The sequence below is a fragment of the Zunongwangia sp. genome (assembly GCF_048269745.1).
In the GTDB taxonomy this organism is placed as follows: Bacteria; Bacteroidota; Bacteroidia; order Flavobacteriales; family Flavobacteriaceae; genus Zunongwangia.
In genome coordinates, this window is record NZ_JBLXIB010000008.1 from 136,022 (window position 1) to 160,668 (window position 24,647).

The following is a 24,647-nucleotide window of genomic DNA, read 5'->3' on the forward strand; positions in this document are numbered from 1 at the left end:
TTTAACGTGGATTATCTTCTATACCAAAAGCTGTTGCTGTAGGCGGAATTTGTAATTCTCTTCTTAAATCATTTGTTTTTAATGTATCCGTAGGCTGATTTGCAAATTCATGTACAACGGGTAGATGAAAGCGCTTAATATCAAACCAACGTAAGCCTTCTCCCCAAAATTCTCTTCTCCGTAATTCGGCTATAAATTTTACAAAAGCTGCTTTATCTTCATTCAATTCATAATAAGGTTGGTATTCTGAAGTAACCTGGTAATAGTTTAAAATATCATCAGTTAGCAACTCATCAGTTTGAGGATTATATCCAAATGTTTTTTTAGATAAGAAAATATTAATATCGGCTACAGATGATTCATAATTCCCCAACATCGCATTTGCTTCAGCTCTAGCTAAGAGCACTTCATCATAAGTTAATAGAGCTACTGAGGTACGCCTGTAACCTATATCTGCTGTAATATCAGTATATTCAAATATATAATCAAATTTATTAACTTTATAGGTTACTGAAGTCCCATACCAAGCTATAGAATAAGCCCAACCTTTTCCTACTGGATTTGCAGATTGAAATAATTCATTTAATAAATTTACCGATAAACCAAAACGTTGGAATGCAATATCTTCAAACCAATTAGAATAAGGTACTACTAATAATAAATTTGATTCTTCTTGAGGACTCATTACTTCAACTCTAATCTCACTTGTTTGCAAGTTATCGTAATAATACTCCCAATCTTTGATTTTATTCGAGGGATTCGTCAGAATATCTGTAGAATAAGAAACTACATTTTCCCAATCTCCTTTAAAAGCATAAAAACGTACAGCAAATGCCTTAGCCGCTTCTGGAGTAAAATGAAAAGTAGGCTGATTAAAGTTATTTTCTATCAACGGTAAAGCTTCTTCGATATCTTGTTGAATAAAATCGTAAACTTCTTGAACCGTATTTCTGCTATACTCTTTTATAGCATCTGTTTCCGGCTCTAATACATAGGGCACTCCTAAATCTGAATCAGCAGTAGCAGGATCATAATGTTTTGCCCAAATATTAACTAGCATAAAGTGATTGTATGCTCTTGTCAATAATGCTTCTGCCTTTTCCGCCTCTAAATCATATTTTCCTTCTAACTCTTCAATTGAAGCTAAAGCCTGGTTTGCTTGTGCAATTGCTTTATAGCAAGAATTCCAATAACTTATAGGAGTATCACTATCTTCAGTAGTAATTGGTTCCCAAGAATAGGCACTTAAATATTCATTTGAAGTAGCTGATATATTTCCTTTATCAGCAAAATTATCAGACATTGTTTCTAAAAAGGGTGCATAATAATTATCCGGATAGGCACCCACCAATAACTCTTGCACTTTTTCTTTATTATCTATTTGTGTCCTATTATCAGGAACTTCAGATAAATAATCTTCACAGGAAGATAGTATTCCAGTAAAAATTATGGCTAATAGTATATATTTTATTTTCATCTTTTCTCTTTTATAAACTTAGATTAAATGATAGCGTGTATTGTTTCATAATTGGATATGAAACACCTCCTGATATAAAAAACTCAGGGTCTTGTCCATTTAATTTATCATCAGAATAAATTAGAAATGGATTAGTAGCCAATAACTTTAAAGACATATTACTCAAACCGATACTTTTTGCAAGTGCCTTGTCGAATGTGTAAGCCAGCGAAACATTTTTCATCCGCACAAACCCGCCATCAGCTACTCTTGCAGTAGAGTAATTGTAGGCGTTATAAGCTATATCTAAATTTGAAATTTGACTAAATCTACTATCTGAAATTACAGGTATATTAGTTACATTTTCATCACCTGGTAGCAACCACCTATTTTTATATTCTTTGGTAAATACATCACTATCTGAATATTCATCACTATATGATGGATTTAATCGAACTTTATTACCCCATGATGCTGAAACAAAGAAATTTAAACGCCAATTTTTATAATTAAACGTATTCGAAAATCCGGCTGCATTATTAGGTTCTACATTCCCCTCATATACTAAATAATCCGTTATATCTACATTGTCTTGAAAATAAGCACCTGTAACCGGATTTTCTCCTTCGGGAAGTATAAAAGTTGGTAAACCACGATCATCTAAACCTTGAAAATTATAAGAAAAGAGTGAATTTCTCGGATATCCTAAAACATTTCCTCCAGTAACATCCACTATATCTATAACCTGAGGAACAGCTTCTAATTTTGTTATTTCTTGTGAAAACGTAGAAAAATTTAAGGTTGAAGTCCAACTAAAATCTTCTGTTTGAATGTTTTTTGTATTTATAGAAATTTCAAAACCTTCGGTAGTCATATCCGCATTATTAATTTGCTTTAGAAATTGCCCTCCTATACCTGATGTTTTTACAAAATCAATTAAATCGAAACCTTTACGAATATAATAATCACTACTAATTTGAATACGATTATTGAATAAACCTATATCTAAACCTAAATTTGTTTCATATTGTTTCTCCCAAGTAAGATCTTTATTTTGTAAGTCTTCTATATTTAAAACATTCTCACGTTGCGAAACTAATCTTCTAAAAATTATATCACTAGTAAATATACCTAGTGAATTTGTAGCAGGACCTGATGTTGCTGTTAAACCATAAGATGGTCTGAATTGTAGATTACTAATAAAATCCACATTATTCATAAATTTTTCATTAGTTATATTCCATTTTCCTGAAACTGACCATGTAGGCAACCATCTAGAACTAGTAGATATTCCTTGTCTGTTAGAGCCATCGTATCTACCAGTAGCAGAGAAAACATATTTATTATCAAAAGCATATGTTGCTTTTGCAAAGAAGCTTACCGTTCTTTCTTTCTCTATTGTTTTTCCAAAATACTTACCGCCTTCTCCAATATATTTATCAAAAAAATTAGGATCAGTATTAGGAACATAACCTTTATCGTATTGAATACCATAACCTTCAAAAAAAGTTTCTTCTCGGTCTACAAATCGTAAATCTTGGCCTACTAATACATACAAATCATGGATATTATCAAATTTATTATTATAAGTTACCGTATTTCTTAAATAATAATTCTCTAGATAATTCTCTCTTCTGGTGTAAATTCCACCATAGGGTAATACCGAAATAGGTGCTGCTGTTGGATCTTCCGGATCAGAATATAAGAAAGGATTATTATCTCTAATAATAGTGGTTTCCATAGAGCGATATGCATTAGCAGCATTTGCATTTTCTGTTACATTATGCTCGTTTGTACTTTTTACATACCTCCCGGAAGCTGTTAAATTGTACGACAAGTTTTTGGCAAAATCATAATTTGCACCTACCTGAAATAGATAATCTAACACGTTTAAATCGATATAATTATTATTTAACTCGTTTAAAATATTAAAATCTGCATAATTTTTCCAAGTATATTCTAGATTACCATTTTCGTCATAAGGACGAACTGTTCTATTAGTAGTAAGTGCGTAACTAAATGGATTAATATCAAAATCTCTAGAAACTTCTCCACGGACTACATCGGTATTCTGAGAATATGTTCCTGGTGCTTCTTGCTCTCTATTAGATACTTTTGAAGAAAGTGTAATGTTTAATTTATCATTTAAATAAAATGTATTTTTAAATGACGCTGTAAGTCTTTTTACATCATCGGCTACAGTTAAACCAGGATCATTAAAAAAACTTATTGATGCATAGTATGCATTTGATTTTCCTCCTCCTGTAAAACTTAAAGAATGATTTTGTGTTAACGATTGTTTAAATAATACATCAAACCAATCGGTATTGGCCATTTCGTATTGCTGTAAAAATTGATTACGAGCCTCAGGAGTGTTTTCTAGAAGAAAATTTCCGGTTTCTGCATCAAAAGTATTAATACGATCGTACATTCTGTAATACACACCACCTTCAGAAGATTGTACTACATCAGCTGGATTTAAAAATCCTTTCGCCTCTAATTCTTTTAAGATACTCATAGTTTCCTGAGAATCTAAAATATCATACTGAGAATATTGCGGCTTTGTACGAACGGATAAATTTACCGAATAATTAATTGTAGCTGGAGTTTCTTTTCGCCCAGATTTTGTAGTTATTACCACCACTCCGTTTAAAGCACGTGCCCCGTATAATGCTGTTGCAGAAGCATCTTTTAAAATTTCTATATTCTGAATGTCGTTTGCATTTAATCCGGCTATTGAAGATCCTATAAGCGTAGTTGCATCTCCAGAAGTTAGTTCGTCAAAACTAAGATTAATAATGTCCTCTTGAACAACACCATCTATAACAAACAAAGGCTTTGTATCTCCAAAAATTGAAGAAGCACCACGTATCGTTATTTTAGGTGCTGCACCAAAAGTACCAGATACATTTTGTACATTGATACCGGCTGCTTTTCCTTCTAACATTCTAGAAACATCTAGCATTCCTTCTACGTTTAATTCTTCAGCATCAATTGTAGAATTGGCACCTGTAAATAAACGTTGTTCAACAGTTTCGAAACCTGTAAAAACAACTTCGTCTAATTGAGAAACATCGTTCTCCAAAGTTATTACATAGTTTGTTTTACTCGAACTAATTGAAATCTCTTTAGTAATCATACCTACTGCTGATACTACTAAAGTTTCACCAACAGGTACAGTTAACGTAAAATTACCATCAAAATCAGTATATGTTCCAATACTGGGATTACTTTTAACGGTTACATTTGCCGATGCTACAGGTAAGCCATCGGTCGCCTCTATTTTTCCAGTAATTTTTCGTTGTTGAGCTGTCATACTAAAGCCCAGCATAAAAAGCAAAATTGAAATAGAATGGAGTAGTTTTTTCCTATTCATTAGATTTTTTTAAGGGTTTGACAAAAATTTTAGTTTTTTAACAATAAAACCAAAGTAGTTAAGATAAATCTAACATCAAAAAGAAAAAAACACTCTACACAGGATTAACTGTTAGGAATAAAATAACAATCTCATTTTTAGATAATTAAAAAGCACACGATATATGTTAAAATTAAACATTTAACACTTTCAACAATTATACATCAATAAAAAAAGCCAATTACATAGTTAATTTCATATAATTGGCTTTTTTATTAATTTTAAAAATTACCTGTTTATTCCTTTTTAAATACCTGCTCTTCCTTATCAAGGATCTTAATCATTTTAAAAGACTTCATTAAATGAAATAGACCAGGAAGTATAACTGTTCCTCCTATAATTAAAGAAACACCTAAAACTGTAATAACGCTATTGGGAGCTATATCTGCTAATAAATTCACATCTTTATTTGATGTTATTATTACATTAGGAAAGTGAGCTATTAAGGCTGCAAACATTATTAAGACCACTTGTATTCCTGCAAAATATCTACTTAAAATTCTACGCCCAGAACGTATATATTTCCATAATGGAATTAACAATATAGCTGAAATAATCACGCAAGTTACCGATATAGGATTGCTTACAAAATCTCGTATAAAATCAATATTATTTAAAAATCCATAACTAATCAATATAAAACCCAAAACTACTAATACAACCGTAAAAGTTTTAGATTTACTAATGTACATTTTTCGAGTATTCCCATCGCTTTCACCTATAAGCAAGGTTGAAGCTAAAAAACCACATAGTGCTGCATAAAATAATCCCATTAATATTGAAAATACATTGAACCATGGAGCAACATACAATTCGTAAAAACTATAATTCTCATAATTTGATGTAATTATTAACTTCCCTCCTACCAATGCAGCAAAACACATCCCCAGAAAAACAGGTGTTAAAAAGCTAGATATTCGAAAAAGTCCGTTATAAATAAGCTGAGAATTGTCATGATAAGCATCATAATGCCGAAATACAAAGGAAACTCCTCTCATTGTTATTCCTAATAATACCAATGTTAATGGGATATGTAAATATACCGTCATGATATTAAAATAAATCGGAAAACCTACCCATAAGATAACTAGTAGAATAATTAGCCAAATATGATTTGCTTCCCAAATCGGCCCCATCACTCTGTAAATAGTATCGCGGTTTACTTTTTTGTTTTCTTTCGAAGAAAACAACTCTACAATACCTGCTCCAAAATCGGCTCCTCCTAATAATACATATAATAGCAACGCAAACAATAGGAAAAAAAGAACTACATATAACATAATTAATCTTTTTGTGTATTTAAGGCTTTAATTTGGCGCGCCATTAACCATGTAACGGTTGTTCCCAATAAAAAATAGACCCCTAAATACATGTAAAAACTGAATTTCATTCCGGGCATAGGGGTAACAGCTTCACTAGTTTTCATAACTTGATAAATAATCCAAGGTTGCCTACCAACTTCTGTTACTACCCAACCAGCTTCTAAAGCCAAAAAACCAAGTGGAGCTAATAACATATAAAACCACCAATATTTTTTGCTATTCATCCAGCTTTTCTTTTTTAAACTAATAAAATATATTAATCCAGCTAAAGCTAACAACGTCCCAATTCCTACCATAATTTGAAAAGAATAGTGTACTATAGCAACTGGTGGAATTTCATCTTTAGGAAATTCATTAAGCCCTTTAACTTCTGCATCAAAATCACCAAATGCTAAAAAGGAAAGTGCATTTGGGATTTCAACTTTATAATTAACTTCTTGATTTTCTTCATCTACAACTCCTCCTAAAAAAAGTGGAGCCCCTTTTTCAGTTTTAAAATGAGCTTCCATAGCGGCTAATTTTGCAGGTTGCCGTTCTGCTATATCTTTGGCTGAAATATCACCGCTAATTGGCTGTAATATTGCTGCTATAGCTCCAAAAAATAATGCTATTTTAAACGCTTTTTGATGCACTTCTACGGCTTTTCCTCTAAGAATTTGAAAAGCATGAATTCCGGCAACTCCAAAACTGGTTGCTACAAATGCAGCCAACGTCATATGTAATGCTTGTGAAAACCAAGCCGGATTTAATAAAGCAGCAACCGGATCTATATTACTAAATACACCATTGTTATAATCGAATCCAGTCGGAGCATTCATCCATCCATTAGCAGCTACTACTAGTATACCAGATAAAACTCCTGCAAGTCCAATAATTACTCCAGTAAACCAGTGAAACTTTTCGGGCAAATTTTTCCAACCATATAAATAAAAACCTAAAGCAATCGCTTCAACAAAAAAAGCAGCTCCTTCTAATGAAAACGGCATACCTATAATTGGTCCGGCACGCTTCATAAATTCAGGCCATAACAAACCTAATTCAAAAGATAGTGCAGTTCCGGAAACTGCTCCAGTTACAAAAAAGATAGCTACTCCGCGAAGCCAAGCTTTTGTCAACTTTAAGTATACAGGATTTCTAGTTTTTAACCATCTGCTATGGGCAACGATCATAAAAAATGGCATCACCATACCAATACACGCAAAAATTATGTGAAAACCCAATGTGAAAGCCATTTGAAGGCGGGCATAATCTAAATTTTCCATTCTACTATTTTAAAAACAGCTTATTTTCAATACAATAAAAAATAATCCATTATCTATTATTCTCTGTGTCTAATTTAAATATTCTATCATCGAAAACCTTGCTTTAAAGCAGGAAAATTGCTGCTATTAATTATTTAAAATTTATTTCTTTTTAAAAGACTGATATACTTAACTCTCGCCATATAATATAAATCCCCATTACTAAAACCAACCAGCCAAATATTTTTTTTAATCCTTCTGGTTTTAGGAATTTATTTAAATATATACCTAAAAATATTCCTATAATTGATATTGCTGTAAATGAAAGCAAAAATGACCAAGCAATTTCTAAATGAGATAAATCTCCAGTAAAACCAATTATAGAATTCAATGCGATGATAAATAAGGATGTTCCTACGGCTTCTTTCATTTCTAAACCCACTAAAAATATCAAGATGGGAACAATCATAAAACCACCTCCGGCACCTACAAAACCCGTTACTATTCCTGTTATTATTCCAAATAATACAGTAAGTCCATATTTTGGTGAGGATGAAGATGACGTTTTAGGAAGTTTCTTTTTAAAAATCATAGAAAATGAAGCCAAAATCATTAAAATGGCAAATAAAACCATTATCAGTATTTCTTTAGTCACTTCAAATAAACCGATGTTGAATAAATGCTGAGGTATTGCCGGCACAATGAATTTTCGGGTACAGAAAATTGAAAAAACAGCGGGTATCGCAAAAACTAAAGAGCTTTTTAAATTTATTCTTCCCTTTTTAAAATTATCGTAAGCTCCTACTGCAGAACTACAGCCTACTACAAATAACGAATAAGCTGTTGCTATTACAGGATTTATTCCTAAAATATAAACAAATATAGGAACAGTTAAAATAGATCCTCCTCCACCAATTAAACCTAAGACTAAGCCTATGAATAAAGCTGAAAAATAACCTAAAAAATGTACAATATCCATTTCTAAAATTTGGACAAATATAATAGTCCTTTTTTTAGGAATTGGCAACCTTAGTTACACAATCTTTATGTGGTTTCTAAAAAGCGTAATTTTATTATCGATTTCTAACTTTTTCAGTATTCTTGAAACAACAACTCTAGAGGTATGTAAATCTATAGCTATTTGTTTATGCGTAATAGTTAGATCTTTATTTTTATTTATTAAAGCTTTATTTTGAAGATATTTGTAAATCCTACTATCCATATTTAAAAATGCAATAGTATCTATAGTTCCAAGCATTTCTTTTAATCTGGTATGATAACTATTGAAAACAAAATCTCGCCATGATTTATATTTACCTAGCCAGATTTGCATTTTTGATATCGGAATCATGATTACTTTGGTTTCTTTTTCGGCTATTGCTCTAATTTCACTTTTGCTCTCTCCTAGACAACAATCTAGAGACATTGCACAAGTTTCTCCTTGCTCTAAAAAATAAAGTAGAAGCTCATCTCCTTCTGTATCTTCTCGTAAAACTTTTATTGCACCGCTTATTACTAAAGGCATAGAAATAATACGAGCGTTGATGTCGATAATAAAATCGCCTTCTTTAAATTGCATTAGTTTTCCAGAAATCGCTATTTCCTCGAGCAATTCTTTTTCAAATATAGACTGATAAACAGTAAATAGCTCTTTACTCATAAATAAGACTTCAGAAATTAATTATGAATTAAAATGATAGAAAATATATGCAGACATCACAAGCTAAGCTTTAATTCCTGATAATTAGATTTTAATAACTCTAAATTTTTCATTTTTTTGGGCTGGAGTATATCTTTTCCGTAAGAAGTAAAATACGTATGGGATTCTAAAAACATTATATTGTTTTCTATCCATTCAATATCACTATAGCTTTTATTAAAACATTTATTCCATTCCTGCCTTAGGCGTTTATTATAATTTATAAAGGAGCCTGAACCTAAATGCGCTAAATCAGCATCGCAAATTACTTCTTCTAACTTACTACTTGGAGTTTGTGGCATTTTAGTAGCTACTATGCAGGATTTAACTCTTTCTATTTTTTCTTTAGAATATCCCAAGCTTGTAAGGAAACAATCTGCTTTTTCGGCACTTATTTTTTCATGACCATTAAATATTTCACCATTTCCGGTATCATGAAATAAAGAAGCCAAACTTACCACCTCTTTATCCTCAAAAGATAAATTTTCGTAGTCTGAAATTTTTCTCGCAAACTGAAAAACTTCTAGGGTATGTTGTATGTTGTGATAAGGCAAACTATAGCAACGGCTATTGCGTAGCATAGCATGGCAATGCTTCATTGCTTTTTTTAAAATCGTTGTTTGTCTATATTCAATCAGGAGTAAAATTTTTAATTAAAAGTGTAGTTGCTACTATAGTTATATAGTTCAAAAATTTAAATTATTAAAAATAATCAGCATTCTAAAATTAAGAAGTACTAAAATTATTTTTTTAACGTTATGATTTAATTTTATTGTCTTTCTTTAATAATTTTTTTTCGATGTGCTATACCCCATCTACTTAATGCATCTAATATTTCCGACAACGAATTACTATATTCTGTGAGCTCATATTCTATTACCACTGGTGTATCATGTTCTATTTTACGTTCTACAAATCCATTCAGTTCTAAATCTTTTAATTCTCTAGATAACATGCGTGCAGAAATTCCTAATGCTCTCTGAAGTTCATTAAAACGCTTTGTATTTTCCTTTAAAGCCATTATAATTTTTAGTTTCCATTTTCCGCCAATTGCATAAAGAGCATCATCTATAGATCCTAATTTACTTTCACATGTTTTCTTGTCTAGTAATTCACCCATTTTATCTACTTACTTTTGTAAAGTAAATATACAATTCTGATGTAATTTAGAAGTAAGCTTTATGTTTTTTTACGATGATTTTTTTATTCGTAAAATAATTTATTAGATTAATTGTACCTTCGAGTTTACAAATGGCACTAAAATCTAAAAAACAGTTACCCTATTTTTTTACGGAATCCCCTAATGATACAAAAGTATTACGGGGTACTGTTATTATGCCTGATATTAGCGGATTTTCCAAATTTGTTGAGAATATAGATGTAGAAACAGGAAAAATAATTATTTCCAAACTGCTAAATGTAATAGTTAAAAATAACATTCTAGACCTTCAAATTTCAGAAATTGAAGGTGATGCTATTTTATTTTATAAATTCGGAAAAGCAATACCTGTTTCAAAAATTTTGAAGCAATACGAACTTATATATACTGCGTTTTTTCAAGAAATTGATAGATTAAAAGAACAATATAAAGCTATTAATTTTGACTTATCAATTAAGCTAATTGCTCATTTTGGTTATTTTGCAAAATTTAATGTAGGCACTTTTGAAAAATTATATGGCAAAACTGTAGTTGAAATCCATCGATTATTAAAAAATTCAATTTCAGGGAAAGAATACGTGCTAATTACCAATTCCCTTATAAAAAATACAGAGGATAAATCTACTTTATCATCACAAAAATATATGGTGAAAGAAGGTTTTGAAATTTACGATGAAAATTCAAAAATTAACTACACTTATTTCAAATCAAAAAAGTAAGACTAAACAGATAATAGTTTTTACAACTTCATACTTATTTTTTGATACATTTTTTTCCAGCAATTAAATTTGCTGTACTTTTACATTGCTTTAGGGGTATTCAGTAAAGAATTGAGAGAGTCCCTTTGAACCTGATGCGATAAAACGCCGTAGGGAAAAGTTTTAGATGATTTTTTTCATCTTTTCTACTTTCCTGTTTTTTCAGAATTTCCACCTGAAGCTTAATTTTTTTAATATCTCACGATGGAAAATACACTCTGGAAACATATTGAAACTGTAAAAAAAACAGTGCCTCTCATTCATAATATCACCAATTATGTAGTTATGAATAATACCGCAAATGCACTTTTAGCTGCAGGAGCATCTCCCATTATGGCCAATGCGCATTCTGAGATGGAAGATATGGTTTCTATTTGCCAAGGCTTGGTTATTAATATAGGAACTTTAACCGAATACTCGGTAGAGTCTATGTTAATAGCAGCAAAATGTGCTAATAAAACAAATACACCTTGGGTTTTAGATCCTGTTGGAGCCGGTGCTACAACATTTAGAAACGAAACCTTATCAAAATTAATAGCCCTAAAACCTACTATAATCAGAGCAAATGCTTCCGAAATTTTAGCACTTGCCACAACCAATAATCTATTTACAAAAGGAGTCGATAGCACAGCAGAAAGCAATGAAGCTATTTTGGCTGCTAAGGAACTTAACAAAAAATATGGAGCCGTTATATCTATCTCCGGAGCAACTGATATTATTATTGATGGTGACCAACAAATTCATCTTTCAAATGGAAATAAACTAATGACAAAAGTTACCGGATTGGGCTGCTCAACTTCTGCTATTACTGCTGCATTTGCTGCAGTAATTCCTAATAAATTTGAAGCTACCTGTACTGCAATGGCATTATTTGGAGTTTGTGGAGAATTAGCTGCTAAAAAATCTGATGGGCCGGGAACTTTACAATTACATATTTTAGATGAGCTTTTTTCTATTTCAGAACGAGCATTCCAAACTACTCTAAAATTGACTATTAAATAAAAATCAAATGGCATTTCCATTTTCATTATATCTTGTTATTTCTGAATCAAATTGTATACATCATTCTTTAGTTCAAGTTGCTGAACAAGCAATTAAAGGCGGTGTAGATATCATTCAATTACGTGAAAAAGAGCTATCGAACTCGCAGTTTATTGAAAAAGCTTTAGCCTTAAAAAATATAACCGAAAAATACAATATTCCGCTTATTATTAATGACAATGTTGAAGTAGCAAAAACTGTAAATGCTTACGGAATTCATGTAGGCAACAGCGATATGCCACCAGTAAAAATTAAAGAAGTTTGGCCTGAAGCATCTTGCATTGGGTATTCTATAGAATACTTAAATCAATTACAAAATGAGAATACCGCTATTGCAGACTACTTAGCCGTTAGCCCTGTATATTCTACAGCTACAAAAATCGATACTATTACCGAATGGGGTATTGAAGGTATAGAATCCATAAGGAGCAAAACCAAAAAACCTTTAGTAGCTATTGGAAATATGAATGCTGATAATTGCAAATCGGTTATAAACGCAGGATCCGATTGTATTGCGGTAGTTTCCGCTATATGCTCAGCTAAAAATCCAGAAAAGGAAGCGGCTATTCTCAAAAACAATATTCTAAAATCTAAAAAATCATGACTCATTATACGACTCCCTCTGTATTAACTATTGCCGGATTCGATGGTAGTGGCGGTGCTGGAATTCAAGCTGACATTAAAACTTTCTCGGCACTCGGATGTTTTGCTACTTCAGTTCTTACTGCTTTACCGGTACAAAATACTACTGGTGTAAAAAACATCTTTTCAATACCACAAAAAGCCGTTGCAGAACAAATTGTAAGTATTTTTGAAGATATCCCTCCTAAATCTATAAAAATAGGTATGGTACATAGTACTGAGTTAGTAAAAACAATTGTTAATGGTTTGAAAAATTATACTAATATTCCTATTGTTTTTGATCCGGTAATGGTGGCTACTAGTGGCCATACGCTTATTGAGAAAGAAACCATACATGCTTTAAAAAATGAATTAATTCCAATATCAAATATTCTTACTCCTAATTTAGATGAAGCAGGAATTTTAGCAGATATGGAAGTTAAAACACTTGAGGACATGAAAATTGCCGGCGAAAAAATAATGAATTTAGGTTGCCAATCTGTTTTAGTAAAAGGAGGACATTTACAGACTTCAAAAATCACCTCTGTTTATTTTGATGCCTCAGGTAAAATGTTGTGTTACGAATACAATAAAATTGATACTAAAAACACTCATGGTTCCGGATGTACACTTTCTTCTGCAATTGCAGCATACATTGCTAGAGGTTACAATTTTGAACAAGCTGTTAAAAATGCACAAGAATATGTTCACCAAGCCGTTTTATATGCTAAAGACTTAGTTATTGGAAAAGGGAACGGTCCACTAAATCACTTTTATAACCCCGAAAAACTAATTAAAAATGAAATGGTCTAAATCAACTTGGGAAGCCATTACTCCCATATATAGTAAAATTATAGAAATGCCTTTTATAAAGGAATTAATGGATGGTAGTTTACCACTTGAAAAATTTCAATTTTATATGGGGCAAGATTCTATTTACTTAGAGCACTTTGGAAAAGCATTAGCCATAATAGCCGCAAGATGCCCCTACTCTAAGGATACAATGTCCTTTTTGCAATTTTCTGAAGGTACTATAACCGTTGAAAGAGCTTTACATGAATCGTATTTTAAAATGTATGGCTTAACCGAAAACACAGAAATACAACCTGCTTGTCACCATTATATACATTTTTTAAAAAGTGTTGCTTCTTTAGAAAATATAGAAGTTGCCATGGCAGCCGTTTTGCCTTGCTTTTGGATATATAAAGAGGTAGGCGATTATATTGTTGCTAATCAAACAGACAAAGAAAATCCTTATCAAGAATGGATTGCGACCTATTCCGGTGAAGAATTTGGTGAAGCTGTACAAAATGCAATTGATATTTGTAATCGATATGCAGAGAAGACAACACCAAAAACAAGAGAAAAAATGACGCAAGCATTTAAAGATGCTTCCTATTTAGAATATTATTTTTGGCAAGCAGGTTACAATTTACGCTCTTGGTAAAACTATTAAAAAAACCTGTTTAAAACAGGTTTTTTTAGTTATAACTATTCTGATACTTCCTTATAATTGCTTTTATTTAGTACATGTTTAGGGAGCAGACCGTACTTACGTTTAAAAATTTTCGAAAAATAACTTCGGCTAGAAAGTCCTAACTCATATACAATTTCTCCTACACTTTTTTCGCCTTCAATTAACATATTCATTGCTAAGTTTAATCGAATATCCCGAATATACGCATTTACAGTTTTCCCATAAATTTCTTGAAATCCATCTTGAAGCTTATTAACATTTACACCACTTATTTTTGCTAATCTCTGTACGGTTCCTATATTTCTTATGTTTTTATTAATATGATCTACCGCACGCTCTAGTGCAATTAAATCTCGTTTTTTTACTCTTGATTCTTGATAGGTTTCATCATTTTTAAACTGGACGAGTAAATAGGCTAAAATTTCTAAAGCTTTTCCTCCTAAAAAATTTATTCTTGGAAAACCACTTAATCTGCAATCTTCAATAGATTTAATTAAATCTAAAGTTTGTAGCCCATAAGTTCCAGTTTTAAAAATTGAATTTTTAGAATTTACGTCTGCAAAAATTTGAAAGTAAGTAGATTCTATTTCATGCAAATCAAAAGATAAATAATCTTTAAAACGATTTCTATCAATCTCAAGATAACAAAGAACTATTTCTTTATCTGGTTCAAATTCTAAATATTGGTAATCTTCTGCCTCAGGAGCAGCAATAAGGTGTTGGTGATTTAATAAATTAGACTTAGTATTACTGTTTCCTAGGCCTGTACATATTTCACCTCCAATACAATAAATAAATCGAATAGGTTTTATCCAGTTATGATAAATATGAAAACTAATTTTTTCTTTAAAGTTTACTCTGATATTATAAAGACCAATACCATTGGGGAAATTAATTCCTCTAATTTGCCCAGCTCCAAAAACTGACGGAACATTTACTGCATATTCACCTAAACTATTTTTATATCCTATATCAAAAATCTTCGCTATTTCCGGTATAAAATCATCTACATTTTTTATTTCTAGACGATACTTTTTCATCTGATAATTTTAAAACAGTTAAAAAAACTATTTTTTAAAATACATCAATATTTTTTTATTTATTTTAAGTATTTCAGTTAAAATTTTCTTAAAACAAGAAATACTTACCATAACTCATTAAAAACCAATATTTACCATAAAACCTATATAAAGTATTAAAATTATATAATATTTTATTTTTTTAATAGAAGTAAACAAATAATTGTTTAATTTAAAGCTAACCTTTAACCATAAAATCATGAAAATAGCCATTATTGCAGATCATCGTCAGGAAGTGCTACCTCCATATAAAGGCGGCTTAGCTATGATAACTCACAAGTTATATAAAAAATTAGAAGAGCGTGGTCATGAAGTTCGTATATTCTCGAATACAGATTGTAATTGCCAAGACTTAAATTATTTAGACAATCAATTTTCCGAATATGATTGTTTTCCTTGTAATTCTTACAATTCTTTTGATGCCTCAGCTATAAAAAGTTCTATATTCTATGCTGAAATTTTTCAACATTTAAGAGATTACGAATACGATATAGTACAAAATCATTCATTGCATTACCTTCCTATTGTACTAGGTAATAACCTGAATACCAATTTCATAACAACAATACATACATTAGAAATCCCAGATATTAAATTTGCACTTAATCATATTAAAAAATCGGTAAATCAAGAATTAATTTTAGTTAGTAAATGCCTTCAGAATAGGCAAACTGAAACCTTGAATGCAAATACTGTAATACACAATGCTATTGATTTAGAAGACTGGTCTCCACAAACCAAAGTTACCGGTGGATATTGTATGTGGTATGGAAGTTTTTGTAAGCAAAAAGCACCACATTTAGCGGTAGAAGTTGCTTTAAAAGCCGGAATGCCTATAATTTTAGCCGGAAGAGGAAAAAACACCGAATATTTTAAGCGATTTATAGAGCCTCTATTAAAAAATTCATTAGTTTCATATGTAGGAGAACAAAAACAAAAACAACTTAATAAATTACTAAATAATGCCGCAGCCTTATTATTTACAAGTGTTTGGAATGAACCTTCAGCCCTAGCTATTTCTGAAAGTTTAGCCTCGGGTACTCCAGTTCTTTCTTGGAACATCGGGGTAGCACCAGAACTTATTATTCCGGAAGTAGGAAAACTTTTTGAACCTTTAGACACAACCGGTATGGCAGAAACCTTAAAAAATATAGGAAACTTTAATCGAAAAAAATGCCGGGACTATGCAGAAAAAAATTGCAATATTGAAAATACCGTAGATGCTTATCTCAACTTTTATGAAACCCTACAAAATGAAAACGTAGAAGCTTATTAAAAAAGTAAAAATTCGGTATTTAATGTAAACATGTAATTTTTTGTCTCGGTTTCTTTATCCAAATTAATCACACCTATTTTTCCTTGTAGGTAAATCCGAATGCTTTTATTTATTGTAGCTCCTACAAACGCATTTCCTCTTACATCAAATTTATTGGAAATGTTTATCAAAGAGTTAGTGTCGTGGCTTACTAAAAAAGCGACACCAAGCCCTAAACCATAATAAAATTGTCCTCTATTACCAAATCTATTTAAAACTGAAATATCAACATCTGCATAGTGCAAATTGTAATTTAGATTCTCAATTTTAAATCCATAATTGGCATATTGAGCGGTAATAAATGGCCGAGTTCCTCTCCACCGTTCTTCTTTAAAATATCGAGTAATTCCTATTTGATAGCCAATTTTAGCATCGTAAGATACAGGCTCTGGATTCGCTAATTCGCCATTAATATAAACATCTACTGAGCCTCCTACCGTACCGCTTCCTATTTTTGCTACCCATCTTTTTTCCTGAGAATGAGCTGACAAACTACTGAAAATAAGAAATAAAGCAAGTGCAAATGAATAACTGTAATTTATTTTCATACTATAAATTGAATGCTGCAACTTTTTCATTTCCGTAGTAAATAATACCCTCGCTTAAATCCTTGGGAACTGAAAAATAAATATCGATTTTAGTGTTTCTTATTTTCGCATGTCCTCGATAAGGCGTAAAATAGATAGGATCCCATTTTTTTCCGAAATTAAAACTGGGAGAATAATCGGTATAGCCCGCTACTGTATACTCTTTAAAAGTATCCGGAATTTCTGGATTGTAGGTTAAATAGGGTATTTAATCCTGTTTTTCATGAATTAAAATATCAAAGCCAACATACATCATTATGGCTCCCCAAATATATTTCATATCAACAGGGCGCAAACGCAGTTTGTAATTTGATGCTAGCAGATAAAACTTATTCGGATCGAAGTCTGATTTTTTTTTTTTGATCTTGCACAATTAGTCTCAAAAAACTTTGAATTTTTCTTGACTTTTCTAAATTCGAAATTAAAATTATTTTCCTTATAACTTTCCTGTGTATAAGCACATACACAATAAAAAGCAAAAAACAGATAGAATATAAAATATTTCACTTATAACTAAAAATAATATAACGGTTACAAATAAAACTATTTTTAAAAAACACCCTAATTTATTTTAACTTTTCTTTAATAAAATTTAATTCTGCTTTCGTAATTTTTAAAGCAGTTCCATGTCGAGTTCCCTTTGGGAAAGTAACTTGGTCAGAAATATCTGTCCAATTCTTAAGATCTGTTGATGTAACGGCACCGTATTGATGATTGGTATATTTATCAAAATAAACAATGTATTGACCGTCAACCTTAATCATTGTTGGACCTTCAGCCCAATATTGTCCTGTAATGGGTTTACTGGCATCACTGTATGGTCCGGTTAAATTTTCGGCAAAAGCTACTTTCAAATTCTTTTTTGCAGGCTCTCTGGTCTCATCCTTTAAGATCATAACATATCTTCCATCATGCCAGCTTATACTGGCATCAATCACATTAAATCTTGGCTCATACAAAAGTTTAGTTTCAGAATATTCTTTAAAATCTTTAGTAGTTACATAGTACATACGATGATTATATCCACTATCCATATCAGATTGCGTCTCAGGAAATTTACCGGGAATAGTAGTCGCCCAGTAAATCATATATTCATCATTCTTTTTATCGTAAGTAATTTCAGGAGCCCAGCAATTTCTAGCCGTTTCTTCATTTTTCATAACCGGAATCAATTGTTGCGGCGACCAGTTTATTAAATCTTCAGAAGAGGCATAACCAATCCCACGTTCGGTCCAACCAGTAGTCCAAACCATGTGGTAATTACCATCACCTCCTTTAATAATACAAGGATCACGCATTAATTTTTGTTCCCCAACCTCGGGAGTTAATAAAGATTCATCATTATTTATAGTTTTCCATTTTAATCCATCCTCGCTATAAGCATAATGTAAACCATCTTCTCCATTCCCTTTAAAATAACTGAATAAATACACCTCTTTCTGGGCATTACAAGAGGTAAAAAAACAAATAAGCAATAGAAAACTGAATGCCTGATTTAATTTCATGGAATTTAATTTTTATAATGATGCAATTTAAGCCAGCTCAATAAGCTAGTTGGCCAGGTATTATTGGTAAGCTGTCTACCCATTCCGAATCCGTGACCACCATTCTCAAAAATATGAATTTCAGCAGGAACTTTATGTTCTTTCAGGGCTTTTAAATAGTTAAGACTATTTTCTACCGGAACAGCATGATCGTCCATCGCATGAATCAAAAAAGTTGGTGGGGTATTTTCTGAAACCTGAGTTTCATTAGAAAAATGTTCTACTAATTCTTCTGAAGCATTTTTACCAAGCAAACGCTCTCTAGACCCCTTATGTGTGATTTCACTAAATAAACTGACTACCGGATAAACTAATATTGAAAAATCCGGACGGGCACTTTTTTCTATGACTTCAGGATAGACTTTTTCATCAAAATGTGTGGAGAGCGTTGCCGCCAAATGTCCTCCTGCTGAAAAGCCCATAATTCCGATTTTATCGGAATCAAGATTCCATTCTTCTGCATTAAGTCGCAACAGTCTTACAGCTCGTTGTGCATCCATTAGTGGCCCTACAGATTTATCTTCCATAATTTGATCTGCGGGTAAACGGTATTTAAGTACAAAAGCTGAAATCCCTTCTGAAGCTAACCATTCTGCAAGTTTAAAACCTTCTTTATCGATCGCTAAATGGCTATAACCGCCTCCCGGAAAAATAATTACCGCACTTTTTAACGAATCTCCCTTTGCTAAATACGCATAAAGTTTTGGTTCTTTAACTTTGCTTACGCCGGTTAATTGGTCGCCATCAAACTTTTGCTCTTCCTGATACTCTTTATTTTCTATACTTCCGGGAATTTTATCTTCCCAAAGCGATATTTCAAAATCCTGCGCTTTACTACTAAAAGCACTAAATAAGAGAAAAAGAATAACTAATTTTCGCATAATTAAGATTGGATTCTATAAACTTCAGCTCCTGCCAATAAAAAGCAGCCTAAGCCATAATCTTCAAAATCTGGAATCTTTTCGTAAGATAGGGGCTGCCCGTCTTTTGGCTCTTTTCCGGTAGATTGCACCCAACCTAAAAATCCATTTTCATGCAGACTTTCTTTTATCATTGCATTCCAGGCCTTGGTAATTACCGGCATATATTTTTCCTTATCTAAAATTCCATTGTTTACACCATAGGCCATACCGTAAACGAATAACGCAGTTCCAGAAAGTTCTTTCCCACCAAAGTGACTTTCGTCATGTAAACTTACATTCCAAAAACCATCTTTACGCTGAACTTTTACCAAAGCTTCAGCCATCGCTTCAAGATCCTTCTTGTATTGATCTTCATGTGCTGTACCTTCAGGAATAATAGATAACACTTTTGCTAAAGCTCCTATTACCCATCCGTTTCCTCTACTCCAATACGAATCTTCTCCGTTTGGCTCAGTATACGGCGGATCAAAATCTGCATCTCTCCACCATAATCCATCTTTTTCATTAAAAAGTCCGTTTCCGCCAATAGAATTTCTGGTATCCATATACATTTTATACATCTTTTCGTAGTAGCGAGAATCGCCTTCTAAAACACCCATTTTCGCAAATACGGGCATTCCCATTTGTATGGCATCAATCCAGTCCCAATCACCAGTTTGCGGAGTAACCAAAAACTTTTGCATACAAGCTCTCGTGTTCTTCAATTTTTCAGGATTGGGTTGTAAATTGTAAAGATCTATATAGGTTTGTGCCGCACAATAGTCATCTGCATTTCGAGTTTCATTACCACTTCTAAATCCCCATTCGTGAAAATCTGCCCAGTCCAATGCATATTTATAATATTCGTCTTTTGGCATAATTTCGTGCAAAGCCATTAATCCCTCGTAATAAACACCACGCGTCCAGATATTACTGGGCCGTTCTTTATTTGTAATAATAGTTTTACCTACATCCAGCCATTTTTGCATAAAATAAGCATTGGCTAATTCCATTTCTTTTAAAACCTGATCGCGATCGATTTGTTGAGCAAAACTCAACTGAGAACAGATTATAAGAAACATTAAAAGACTACTATTTTTCATGATTTCAGATTATTATTGTTTTTTAAGGGAATAAGTTTTACCGGACTTACTAAACCTGATGGCATTGGATCCCATTTGGTTGCATCAAATTTTTGGTAATCTTTATTTACCATATTGATTTCGTAGAAAGTTTTCCAATCCTCTCCTCTCATTTCTTTAGCGCGTAATCGATTAGCAGCAAGATTGGTAACTTTTATCGTCAATTTATTTTCATCATCTTTCAAATCAGTTAAAATAACTTCAAAAGGAACCGACCAATATCGTCCAACATAATCTCCATTCAACCAAATCTGTGCACTTTCTCTAACATCGCCAAGATCTAATTTCCAGCTATCTACTGCTGTATCTGGATTTTTAAAAGTTGTTTCATAAATTCCGGTTCCAGAAAAATTTTCGGCTGTTTCGCTGATTTCTGTCCAGCTTTTTAATTCTGAAAGTTCCTGATCTTCTGGAAATTCTGGGCCACCGTTTTCAAAACTTAAATTCCAATTCTTTAAGATTACAGCATCTCCAGCGGGTTCAAAATAGTTCCAGGCAGGTGCATCAAAACTATTTCCGGTTTTCAAGATTATAGATTGTCCGGGCTTTATTTGAAGTTTTACCTGTAATTTATTTTCTGAAATTTTCGTTTTTGCAATGCCAAAATTTTGATTTAGCGGATCTAAAATTAGAGCTGATTTTTCTTCGGAATTTAAAGGAATAAACTCGTCGATCGTTTTTGAAGTATGATTTACTAAAAAATAGATCTTACTTTCTTCATCTGCTCTTCTGATGTATTTAAGTCCGCTTTCTACCAAAGTCTCCGGATAGATGTTCGATAATTTCAGGCTGTTTTCTATATCTTCAGAAAGTGAAATATTTTCATTTAATTTTTCCAATTCTTGATTAGCCTTTTTATAATCCTTGAATCCAGGAACACTTTCCGGTTTGGCTTCAAAAATAATAGTAGCACCAGCTTTTTTAAGCGCTACCAACTTCTGCATAGTTTTAAGCGGAATAAATTCTGTTTCAGGAATTATTAAACTTGAAAAGTTTCCGCCAGGTAACTTCAACTTACCATCAACAACCTCAGCTTGCTGAATAAACCGATCTGAAATAAAATCGACTCCATAGCCTTTTTGCATTAAATCGGTCGATAATTTATAAAATGGAGTGTGCGTTAACCACTCCTCTAACGAGTGTATTTTGAGCTGAACAAAAAGATTAGCATCGTAATACGAATTCCAAATATCGTAAATAGGCCAATACACCAAATTTTCGTTATCGGCTTTCCCTTTTTGCAGCATCGATTGCACGTTTGCCAAATACGAAAATAAACCCGGAGCATCTTCCCAAATTGTATTTTTTGGACTAAAATTAACGGAGGCATAAAACTTCCAACCTGGCCAACCAGCTCTTTCCGGAGAGTAAGTAGAACCGTGTAAAAACATATGATTAACACCGTTTAATAATAATTCTTCGGCTTCAGGTTTTGTTTGTGAAAGTGCCGCCTTAAAATGTTCGCGAAGCCATGTAAAAGACTCAGAAGAAATTAAAGGTCGGCCCGCTATATGGCCCGCAGAAGAAGAAAATTTTAGCATTACAGGATCGGCATCTCCTTTTCTGATGTTTGCTGAATCTCTTCGAAATCCGGGAATATCAAAAGGCATCGATCCAAAGGTTTCACATTCGGGAATGTCTGCAGAGGCATATAAATCGATTAAATTTCCTGGAGAACCATGCGCTTGTAAGCGGCTTTTCATTCCATTTTCATTAGCCCAGGCTGTCCATGGATTATCAAATTCCTCAAGCAAAATATCTGAAATCGTTTCGCGAAAATCAGCTTTTATTCGGTTTCCAATTATATCATCTTCCTTCAGCAGTAATTTATCCAGATGTTCAACTAAATTATAACCTCTTCTTTTTTCGAATTGCTCTAAAAAATCTTTGGTAAAATCTGTTCCGTAAACCTCGTAACTATCATTAAAAATTGCTCTCGGTTTTTCACCAATCTTAGCAAAAGCTTCATTAAAAGGTTTTAAGTAATTGTTTAGCGCTTTTTTTGAAAAATGATCTAATGTAAAACCTTCGCCGCCAGGAGCAGCTCGCTTTACTTTTTGTCCGGTTTTACCAAGAAATAAGGCATAAATTGTACAATCCTGCTTTTTTGCCTTCCATTTTAATTCAGTTTCATTTTTTACCTTTTCAGTAATAATTTCTGAATTTCCATCTTCATCAAAAGTAACCACGGCCTGAAGAAAAATCGGATTCTTCTCTTCTTTTGGCAATAAGGAGCCTTTAAAAGTTGCTCCTTTTTTGAGTACTATTTTATTTACAACTAATTTAGAAGCGGCATCATCTACGCTTACCTGTTTCCCTCCGTAAGGCCAACCGGTTCCTAGTACCATATCGACCCCTAAACCTAAACTATCAGCGGTTTTAATAGTAAAATTTAAAACCTCGAGATATGCTGGAGAAAGAAAGTCTAAAAAATGGTCTTCCTCACCTTTAGCACCGTAAATTGGGGTGATTTCTACACCTCCAAGGCCTGCTTTATGAAATTCAATTAAATGCTCGCGTATATTTTTTTTATCAACGGCACTTCCCATCCACCACCAGCGCGTCCAGGGCTTCATTTCCTTCTGTTGCTCTGGCCAATATTGCTGATTTTGAGCACTTAAACCTATAGTGGTAAGAATTATTGCTGAAAACAATAAATCACGAAAAATTGTCATTTTAATTTTCAAATTTTGAAAAACAGAATTTGTTTTCTCTTTAGTCTGTGAAAATAGCCGAAATCCTTGCAGTAAGCATCCTGTCCTATCCTGAAAAAATTTAAAATGAATCTAGTTTTACTATTTAAGATTGGCTGCTATACTTCTTATAATTTAATTATCTACACGCTTATTCAATCTTCCATTTTGCTGAAGTGTTTTTAAATGCTCATCTAATTTTTTTACAAATTCTCCTTCACTTGTAATTCCATTTTTTTCCTGCTGCCACGCTGCCAAAATGTAATATGAAATCTTATTAATTGTTGGTTTAAAAATTACCAAATGATCATGTGTCCCTTCCTGAATTTTTTCAACTTCTGAAGTTTTATAAAGTATCGCCATCCCTAATTGATCTTCATTACTTACCAGTGTTTGTGTTCCGTAGGTTGCGATATAGCCCCATGCCCCATCATCACTTTTTTTCTCCAATAAAGGAACATCCTTAAACTTTACGATACCGGTAGTTAATCCATCAATCTCTGCGGAAGGTTTTAAACTAATTTTACTGAATCTTCCTTCAGGGTAAATACTGAATTCAGCATCGAGATCAATCGAATCTTTACCGGTTTTCCAATCTTCATAATCGATAAAAACTGAAGAACTTCCAGTCTTGTTTTCTACTGAAGCTATTGTTTTACCCACGCTTCTAAAATGTACAACAGAATCGTTCATAAATCGACCGTAACCGCCTAGACCTAAAGATTTACCCGCTTTTAAGATGTCTTGTCCCCAATCTGAATCATGGTGATAATCTTCATAATTTTCCTGCCCAACATAAGGTAATACAATACTATCAACTTTCTTTCCCCAAATATCGATAGCATTTCTCCAATCTAAATAAAACCGAAATCCAATCTGGCTGTTCTCCCATCCAGGACCTTCGTACCGAATATAGTAAGCATGATCGCTGTGCCCTTCTGGCAATTGCAAAGAATCAACATTCATAAATTCGCCACCACCAAATTTCTCTGGTTTCCAATTGTCGCCTTTTCTTATAGATAGTTCGGCATAGGTTTTCGCATTTTTATTTGGTATTTGCCAAGAATTTTTACTTCGGAATTCCTCTGTTTGGGATAAATTGGTTCCCTCTTTCTTCTCTTCTTTACAGGCTGTAAAAATCAACACCGAAAAAAGAAAGGCAGGTAAAATAATTCTTTTCATAATTTACTGGTTTT

The 24,647-nt window shown here is 32.5% G+C and carries 21 protein-coding genes and 1 riboswitch; of the genes, 6 read left to right on the forward strand and 15 right to left on the reverse strand.

The annotated features are described in order from the left end of the window. Nucleotide 1 precedes the first annotated feature (1 nt). The 8 genes from ACN0WI_RS10980 to ACN0WI_RS11015 all read right to left on the reverse strand — a co-directional run bounded on the left by ACN0WI_RS10980 (nucleotide 2) and on the right by ACN0WI_RS11015 (nucleotide 10,253). On the reverse strand, nucleotides 2-1,477 hold the full coding sequence (locus ACN0WI_RS10980) for a RagB/SusD family nutrient uptake outer membrane protein (RefSeq protein ID WP_417886860.1): 1,476 nt from the start codon (nucleotides 1,475-1,477) through the stop codon (nucleotides 2-4). A gap of 10 nt (nucleotides 1,478-1,487) precedes the next feature. Further along, the gene (locus tag ACN0WI_RS10985) at nucleotides 1,488-4,832 is read right to left on the reverse strand and encodes a SusC/RagA family TonB-linked outer membrane protein (RefSeq protein WP_417886861.1); all 3,345 of its coding nucleotides are present in this window, start codon (nucleotides 4,830-4,832) and stop codon (nucleotides 1,488-1,490) included. 275 nt (nucleotides 4,833-5,107) lie between these two features. Continuing rightward, a complete protein-coding gene (locus ACN0WI_RS10990; RefSeq protein ID WP_417886862.1) occupies nucleotides 5,108-6,151 on the reverse strand; it encodes a cytochrome d ubiquinol oxidase subunit II in 1,044 nt (347 codons plus the stop codon). Between the two features lie 2 nt (nucleotides 6,152-6,153). After that, nucleotides 6,154-7,455 (reverse strand): cytochrome ubiquinol oxidase subunit I, encoded by a 1,302-nt coding sequence (locus tag ACN0WI_RS10995; RefSeq protein WP_417886864.1) that lies wholly within the window; start codon nucleotides 7,453-7,455, stop codon nucleotides 6,154-6,156. 151 nt (nucleotides 7,456-7,606) lie between these two features. After that, nucleotides 7,607-8,413, reverse strand: a complete 807-nt coding sequence (locus ACN0WI_RS11000; RefSeq protein WP_417886865.1) for a sulfite exporter TauE/SafE family protein — start codon at nucleotides 8,411-8,413, stop codon at nucleotides 7,607-7,609. Nucleotides 8,414-8,467: 54 nt separating this feature from the next. After that, nucleotides 8,468-9,094: a Crp/Fnr family transcriptional regulator gene (locus ACN0WI_RS11005; RefSeq protein WP_417886866.1), complete on the reverse strand. Its 627-nt coding sequence runs from the start codon at nucleotides 9,092-9,094 to the stop codon at nucleotides 8,468-8,470. 56 nt (nucleotides 9,095-9,150) lie between these two features. Beyond that, the gene (locus ACN0WI_RS11010) at nucleotides 9,151-9,732 is read right to left on the reverse strand and encodes an HD domain-containing protein (RefSeq protein ID WP_417886867.1); all 582 of its coding nucleotides are present in this window, start codon (nucleotides 9,730-9,732) and stop codon (nucleotides 9,151-9,153) included. Nucleotides 9,733-9,902: 170 nt separating this feature from the next. Further along, nucleotides 9,903-10,253 (reverse strand): winged helix-turn-helix transcriptional regulator, encoded by a 351-nt coding sequence (locus tag ACN0WI_RS11015; protein WP_417886868.1) that lies wholly within the window; start codon nucleotides 10,251-10,253, stop codon nucleotides 9,903-9,905. Between the two features lie 131 nt (nucleotides 10,254-10,384). Here ACN0WI_RS11015 and ACN0WI_RS11020 point away from each other — a divergent pair, with 131 nt between their 5' ends. The 5 genes from ACN0WI_RS11020 to tenA all read left to right on the forward strand — a co-directional run bounded on the left by ACN0WI_RS11020 (nucleotide 10,385) and on the right by tenA (nucleotide 14,159). Next, nucleotides 10,385-11,011: a DUF2652 domain-containing protein gene (locus tag ACN0WI_RS11020; protein ID WP_417886869.1), complete on the forward strand. Its 627-nt coding sequence runs from the start codon at nucleotides 10,385-10,387 to the stop codon at nucleotides 11,009-11,011. 82 nt (nucleotides 11,012-11,093) lie between these two features. Next, nucleotides 11,094-11,184, forward strand: a riboswitch (TPP riboswitch). Between the two features lie 70 nt (nucleotides 11,185-11,254). Continuing rightward, nucleotides 11,255-12,052: a hydroxyethylthiazole kinase gene (thiM, locus tag ACN0WI_RS11025; protein ID WP_417886870.1), complete on the forward strand. Its 798-nt coding sequence runs from the start codon at nucleotides 11,255-11,257 to the stop codon at nucleotides 12,050-12,052. Nucleotides 12,053-12,059: 7 nt separating this feature from the next. Further along, a complete protein-coding gene (gene thiE, locus ACN0WI_RS11030; protein ID WP_417886871.1) occupies nucleotides 12,060-12,695 on the forward strand; it encodes a thiamine phosphate synthase in 636 nt (211 codons plus the stop codon). After that, a complete protein-coding gene (gene thiD / locus ACN0WI_RS11035; RefSeq protein WP_417886872.1) occupies nucleotides 12,692-13,525 on the forward strand; it encodes a bifunctional hydroxymethylpyrimidine kinase/phosphomethylpyrimidine kinase in 834 nt (277 codons plus the stop codon). Before thiE ends, thiD begins: the two co-directional genes overlap by 4 nt. Next, nucleotides 13,512-14,159: a thiaminase II gene (gene tenA / locus ACN0WI_RS11040; RefSeq protein ID WP_417886873.1), complete on the forward strand. Its 648-nt coding sequence runs from the start codon at nucleotides 13,512-13,514 to the stop codon at nucleotides 14,157-14,159. The genes thiD and tenA overlap by 14 nt, the downstream gene beginning before the upstream one ends. A gap of 44 nt (nucleotides 14,160-14,203) precedes the next feature. On the opposite strand, the gene ACN0WI_RS11045 is transcribed toward tenA, so the two are convergent. Continuing rightward, nucleotides 14,204-15,229, reverse strand: a complete 1,026-nt coding sequence (locus ACN0WI_RS11045) for a helix-turn-helix domain-containing protein (RefSeq protein WP_417886874.1) — start codon at nucleotides 15,227-15,229, stop codon at nucleotides 14,204-14,206. Nucleotides 15,230-15,467: 238 nt separating this feature from the next. Between ACN0WI_RS11045 and ACN0WI_RS11050 the strand changes: the two genes are divergently transcribed. Continuing rightward, entirely contained in the window at nucleotides 15,468-16,544 is a 1,077-nt protein-coding gene (locus ACN0WI_RS11050; RefSeq protein WP_417886875.1) for a glycosyltransferase, read from the forward strand. On the opposite strand, the gene ACN0WI_RS11055 is transcribed toward ACN0WI_RS11050, so the two are convergent. The 6 genes from ACN0WI_RS11055 to ACN0WI_RS11080 all read right to left on the reverse strand — a co-directional run bounded on the left by ACN0WI_RS11055 (nucleotide 16,541) and on the right by ACN0WI_RS11080 (nucleotide 24,633). Next, nucleotides 16,541-17,131 carry a hypothetical protein gene (locus ACN0WI_RS11055; RefSeq protein ID WP_417886876.1) on the reverse strand — a complete coding sequence of 197 codons (591 nt, stop codon included), beginning with the start codon at nucleotides 17,129-17,131 and terminating at the stop codon, nucleotides 16,541-16,543. The genes ACN0WI_RS11050 and ACN0WI_RS11055 overlap by 4 nt on opposite strands. A 605-nt stretch (nucleotides 17,132-17,736) precedes the next feature. After that, nucleotides 17,737-18,675 carry a glycoside hydrolase family 43 protein gene (locus ACN0WI_RS11060; RefSeq protein WP_417886877.1) on the reverse strand — a complete coding sequence of 313 codons (939 nt, stop codon included), beginning with the start codon at nucleotides 18,673-18,675 and terminating at the stop codon, nucleotides 17,737-17,739. Nucleotides 18,676-18,680: 5 nt separating this feature from the next. Then, entirely contained in the window at nucleotides 18,681-19,595 is a 915-nt protein-coding gene (locus ACN0WI_RS11065) for an alpha/beta hydrolase (RefSeq protein ID WP_417886878.1), read from the reverse strand. A 2-nt stretch (nucleotides 19,596-19,597) separates the two neighbouring features. Then, nucleotides 19,598-20,719, reverse strand: a complete 1,122-nt coding sequence (locus tag ACN0WI_RS11070; protein WP_417886880.1) for a glycoside hydrolase family 88 protein — start codon at nucleotides 20,717-20,719, stop codon at nucleotides 19,598-19,600. Continuing rightward, complete coding sequence (locus ACN0WI_RS11075; RefSeq protein ID WP_417886882.1) at nucleotides 20,716-23,433, reverse strand: glycosyl hydrolase; 2,718 nt, start codon at nucleotides 23,431-23,433, stop codon at nucleotides 20,716-20,718. Before ACN0WI_RS11075 ends, ACN0WI_RS11070 begins: the two co-directional genes overlap by 4 nt. A gap of 153 nt (nucleotides 23,434-23,586) precedes the next feature. Next, nucleotides 23,587-24,633, reverse strand: coding sequence for a DUF4861 family protein (locus tag ACN0WI_RS11080; RefSeq protein WP_417886883.1), 1,047 nt, complete (start codon nucleotides 24,631-24,633; stop codon nucleotides 23,587-23,589). Nucleotides 24,634-24,647: the final 14 nt, after the last annotated feature.

Bases quoted from the DNA above. Each gene is read 5' to 3' on its own strand.
- ACN0WI_RS10980 (WP_417886860.1), bottom strand. From the start codon at position 1,477: ATGAAAATAAAATATATACTATTAGCCATAATTTTTACTGGAATACTA.
- ACN0WI_RS10985 (WP_417886861.1), bottom strand. From the start codon at position 4,832: ATGAATAGGAAAAAACTACTCCATTCTATTTCAATTTTGCTTTTTATG.
- ACN0WI_RS10990 (WP_417886862.1), bottom strand. From the start codon at position 6,151: ATGTTATATGTAGTTCTTTTTTTCCTATTGTTTGCGTTGCTATTATAT.
- ACN0WI_RS10995 (WP_417886864.1), bottom strand. From the start codon at position 7,455: ATGGAAAATTTAGATTATGCCCGCCTTCAAATGGCTTTCACATTGGGT.
- ACN0WI_RS11000 (WP_417886865.1), bottom strand. From the start codon at position 8,413: ATGGATATTGTACATTTTTTAGGTTATTTTTCAGCTTTATTCATAGGC.
- ACN0WI_RS11005 (WP_417886866.1), bottom strand. From the start codon at position 9,094: ATGAGTAAAGAGCTATTTACTGTTTATCAGTCTATATTTGAAAAAGAA.
- ACN0WI_RS11010 (WP_417886867.1), bottom strand. From the start codon at position 9,732: ATGAAGCATTGCCATGCTATGCTACGCAATAGCCGTTGCTATAGTTTG.
- ACN0WI_RS11015 (WP_417886868.1), bottom strand. From the start codon at position 10,253: ATGGGTGAATTACTAGACAAGAAAACATGTGAAAGTAAATTAGGATCT.
- ACN0WI_RS11020 (WP_417886869.1), top strand. From the start codon at position 10,385: ATGGCACTAAAATCTAAAAAACAGTTACCCTATTTTTTTACGGAATCC.
- thiM (WP_417886870.1), top strand. From the start codon at position 11,255: ATGGAAAATACACTCTGGAAACATATTGAAACTGTAAAAAAAACAGTG.
- thiE (WP_417886871.1), top strand. From the start codon at position 12,060: ATGGCATTTCCATTTTCATTATATCTTGTTATTTCTGAATCAAATTGT.
- thiD (WP_417886872.1), top strand. From the start codon at position 12,692: ATGACTCATTATACGACTCCCTCTGTATTAACTATTGCCGGATTCGAT.
- tenA (WP_417886873.1), top strand. From the start codon at position 13,512: ATGAAATGGTCTAAATCAACTTGGGAAGCCATTACTCCCATATATAGT.
- ACN0WI_RS11045 (WP_417886874.1), bottom strand. From the start codon at position 15,229: ATGAAAAAGTATCGTCTAGAAATAAAAAATGTAGATGATTTTATACCG.
- ACN0WI_RS11050 (WP_417886875.1), top strand. From the start codon at position 15,468: ATGAAAATAGCCATTATTGCAGATCATCGTCAGGAAGTGCTACCTCCA.
- ACN0WI_RS11055 (WP_417886876.1), bottom strand. From the start codon at position 17,131: ATGAAAATAAATTACAGTTATTCATTTGCACTTGCTTTATTTCTTATT.
- ACN0WI_RS11060 (WP_417886877.1), bottom strand. From the start codon at position 18,675: ATGAAATTAAATCAGGCATTCAGTTTTCTATTGCTTATTTGTTTTTTT.
- ACN0WI_RS11065 (WP_417886878.1), bottom strand. From the start codon at position 19,595: ATGCGAAAATTAGTTATTCTTTTTCTCTTATTTAGTGCTTTTAGTAGT.
- ACN0WI_RS11070 (WP_417886880.1), bottom strand. From the start codon at position 20,719: ATGAAAAATAGTAGTCTTTTAATGTTTCTTATAATCTGTTCTCAGTTG.
- ACN0WI_RS11075 (WP_417886882.1), bottom strand. From the start codon at position 23,433: ATGACAATTTTTCGTGATTTATTGTTTTCAGCAATAATTCTTACCACT.
- ACN0WI_RS11080 (WP_417886883.1), bottom strand. From the start codon at position 24,633: ATGAAAAGAATTATTTTACCTGCCTTTCTTTTTTCGGTGTTGATTTTT.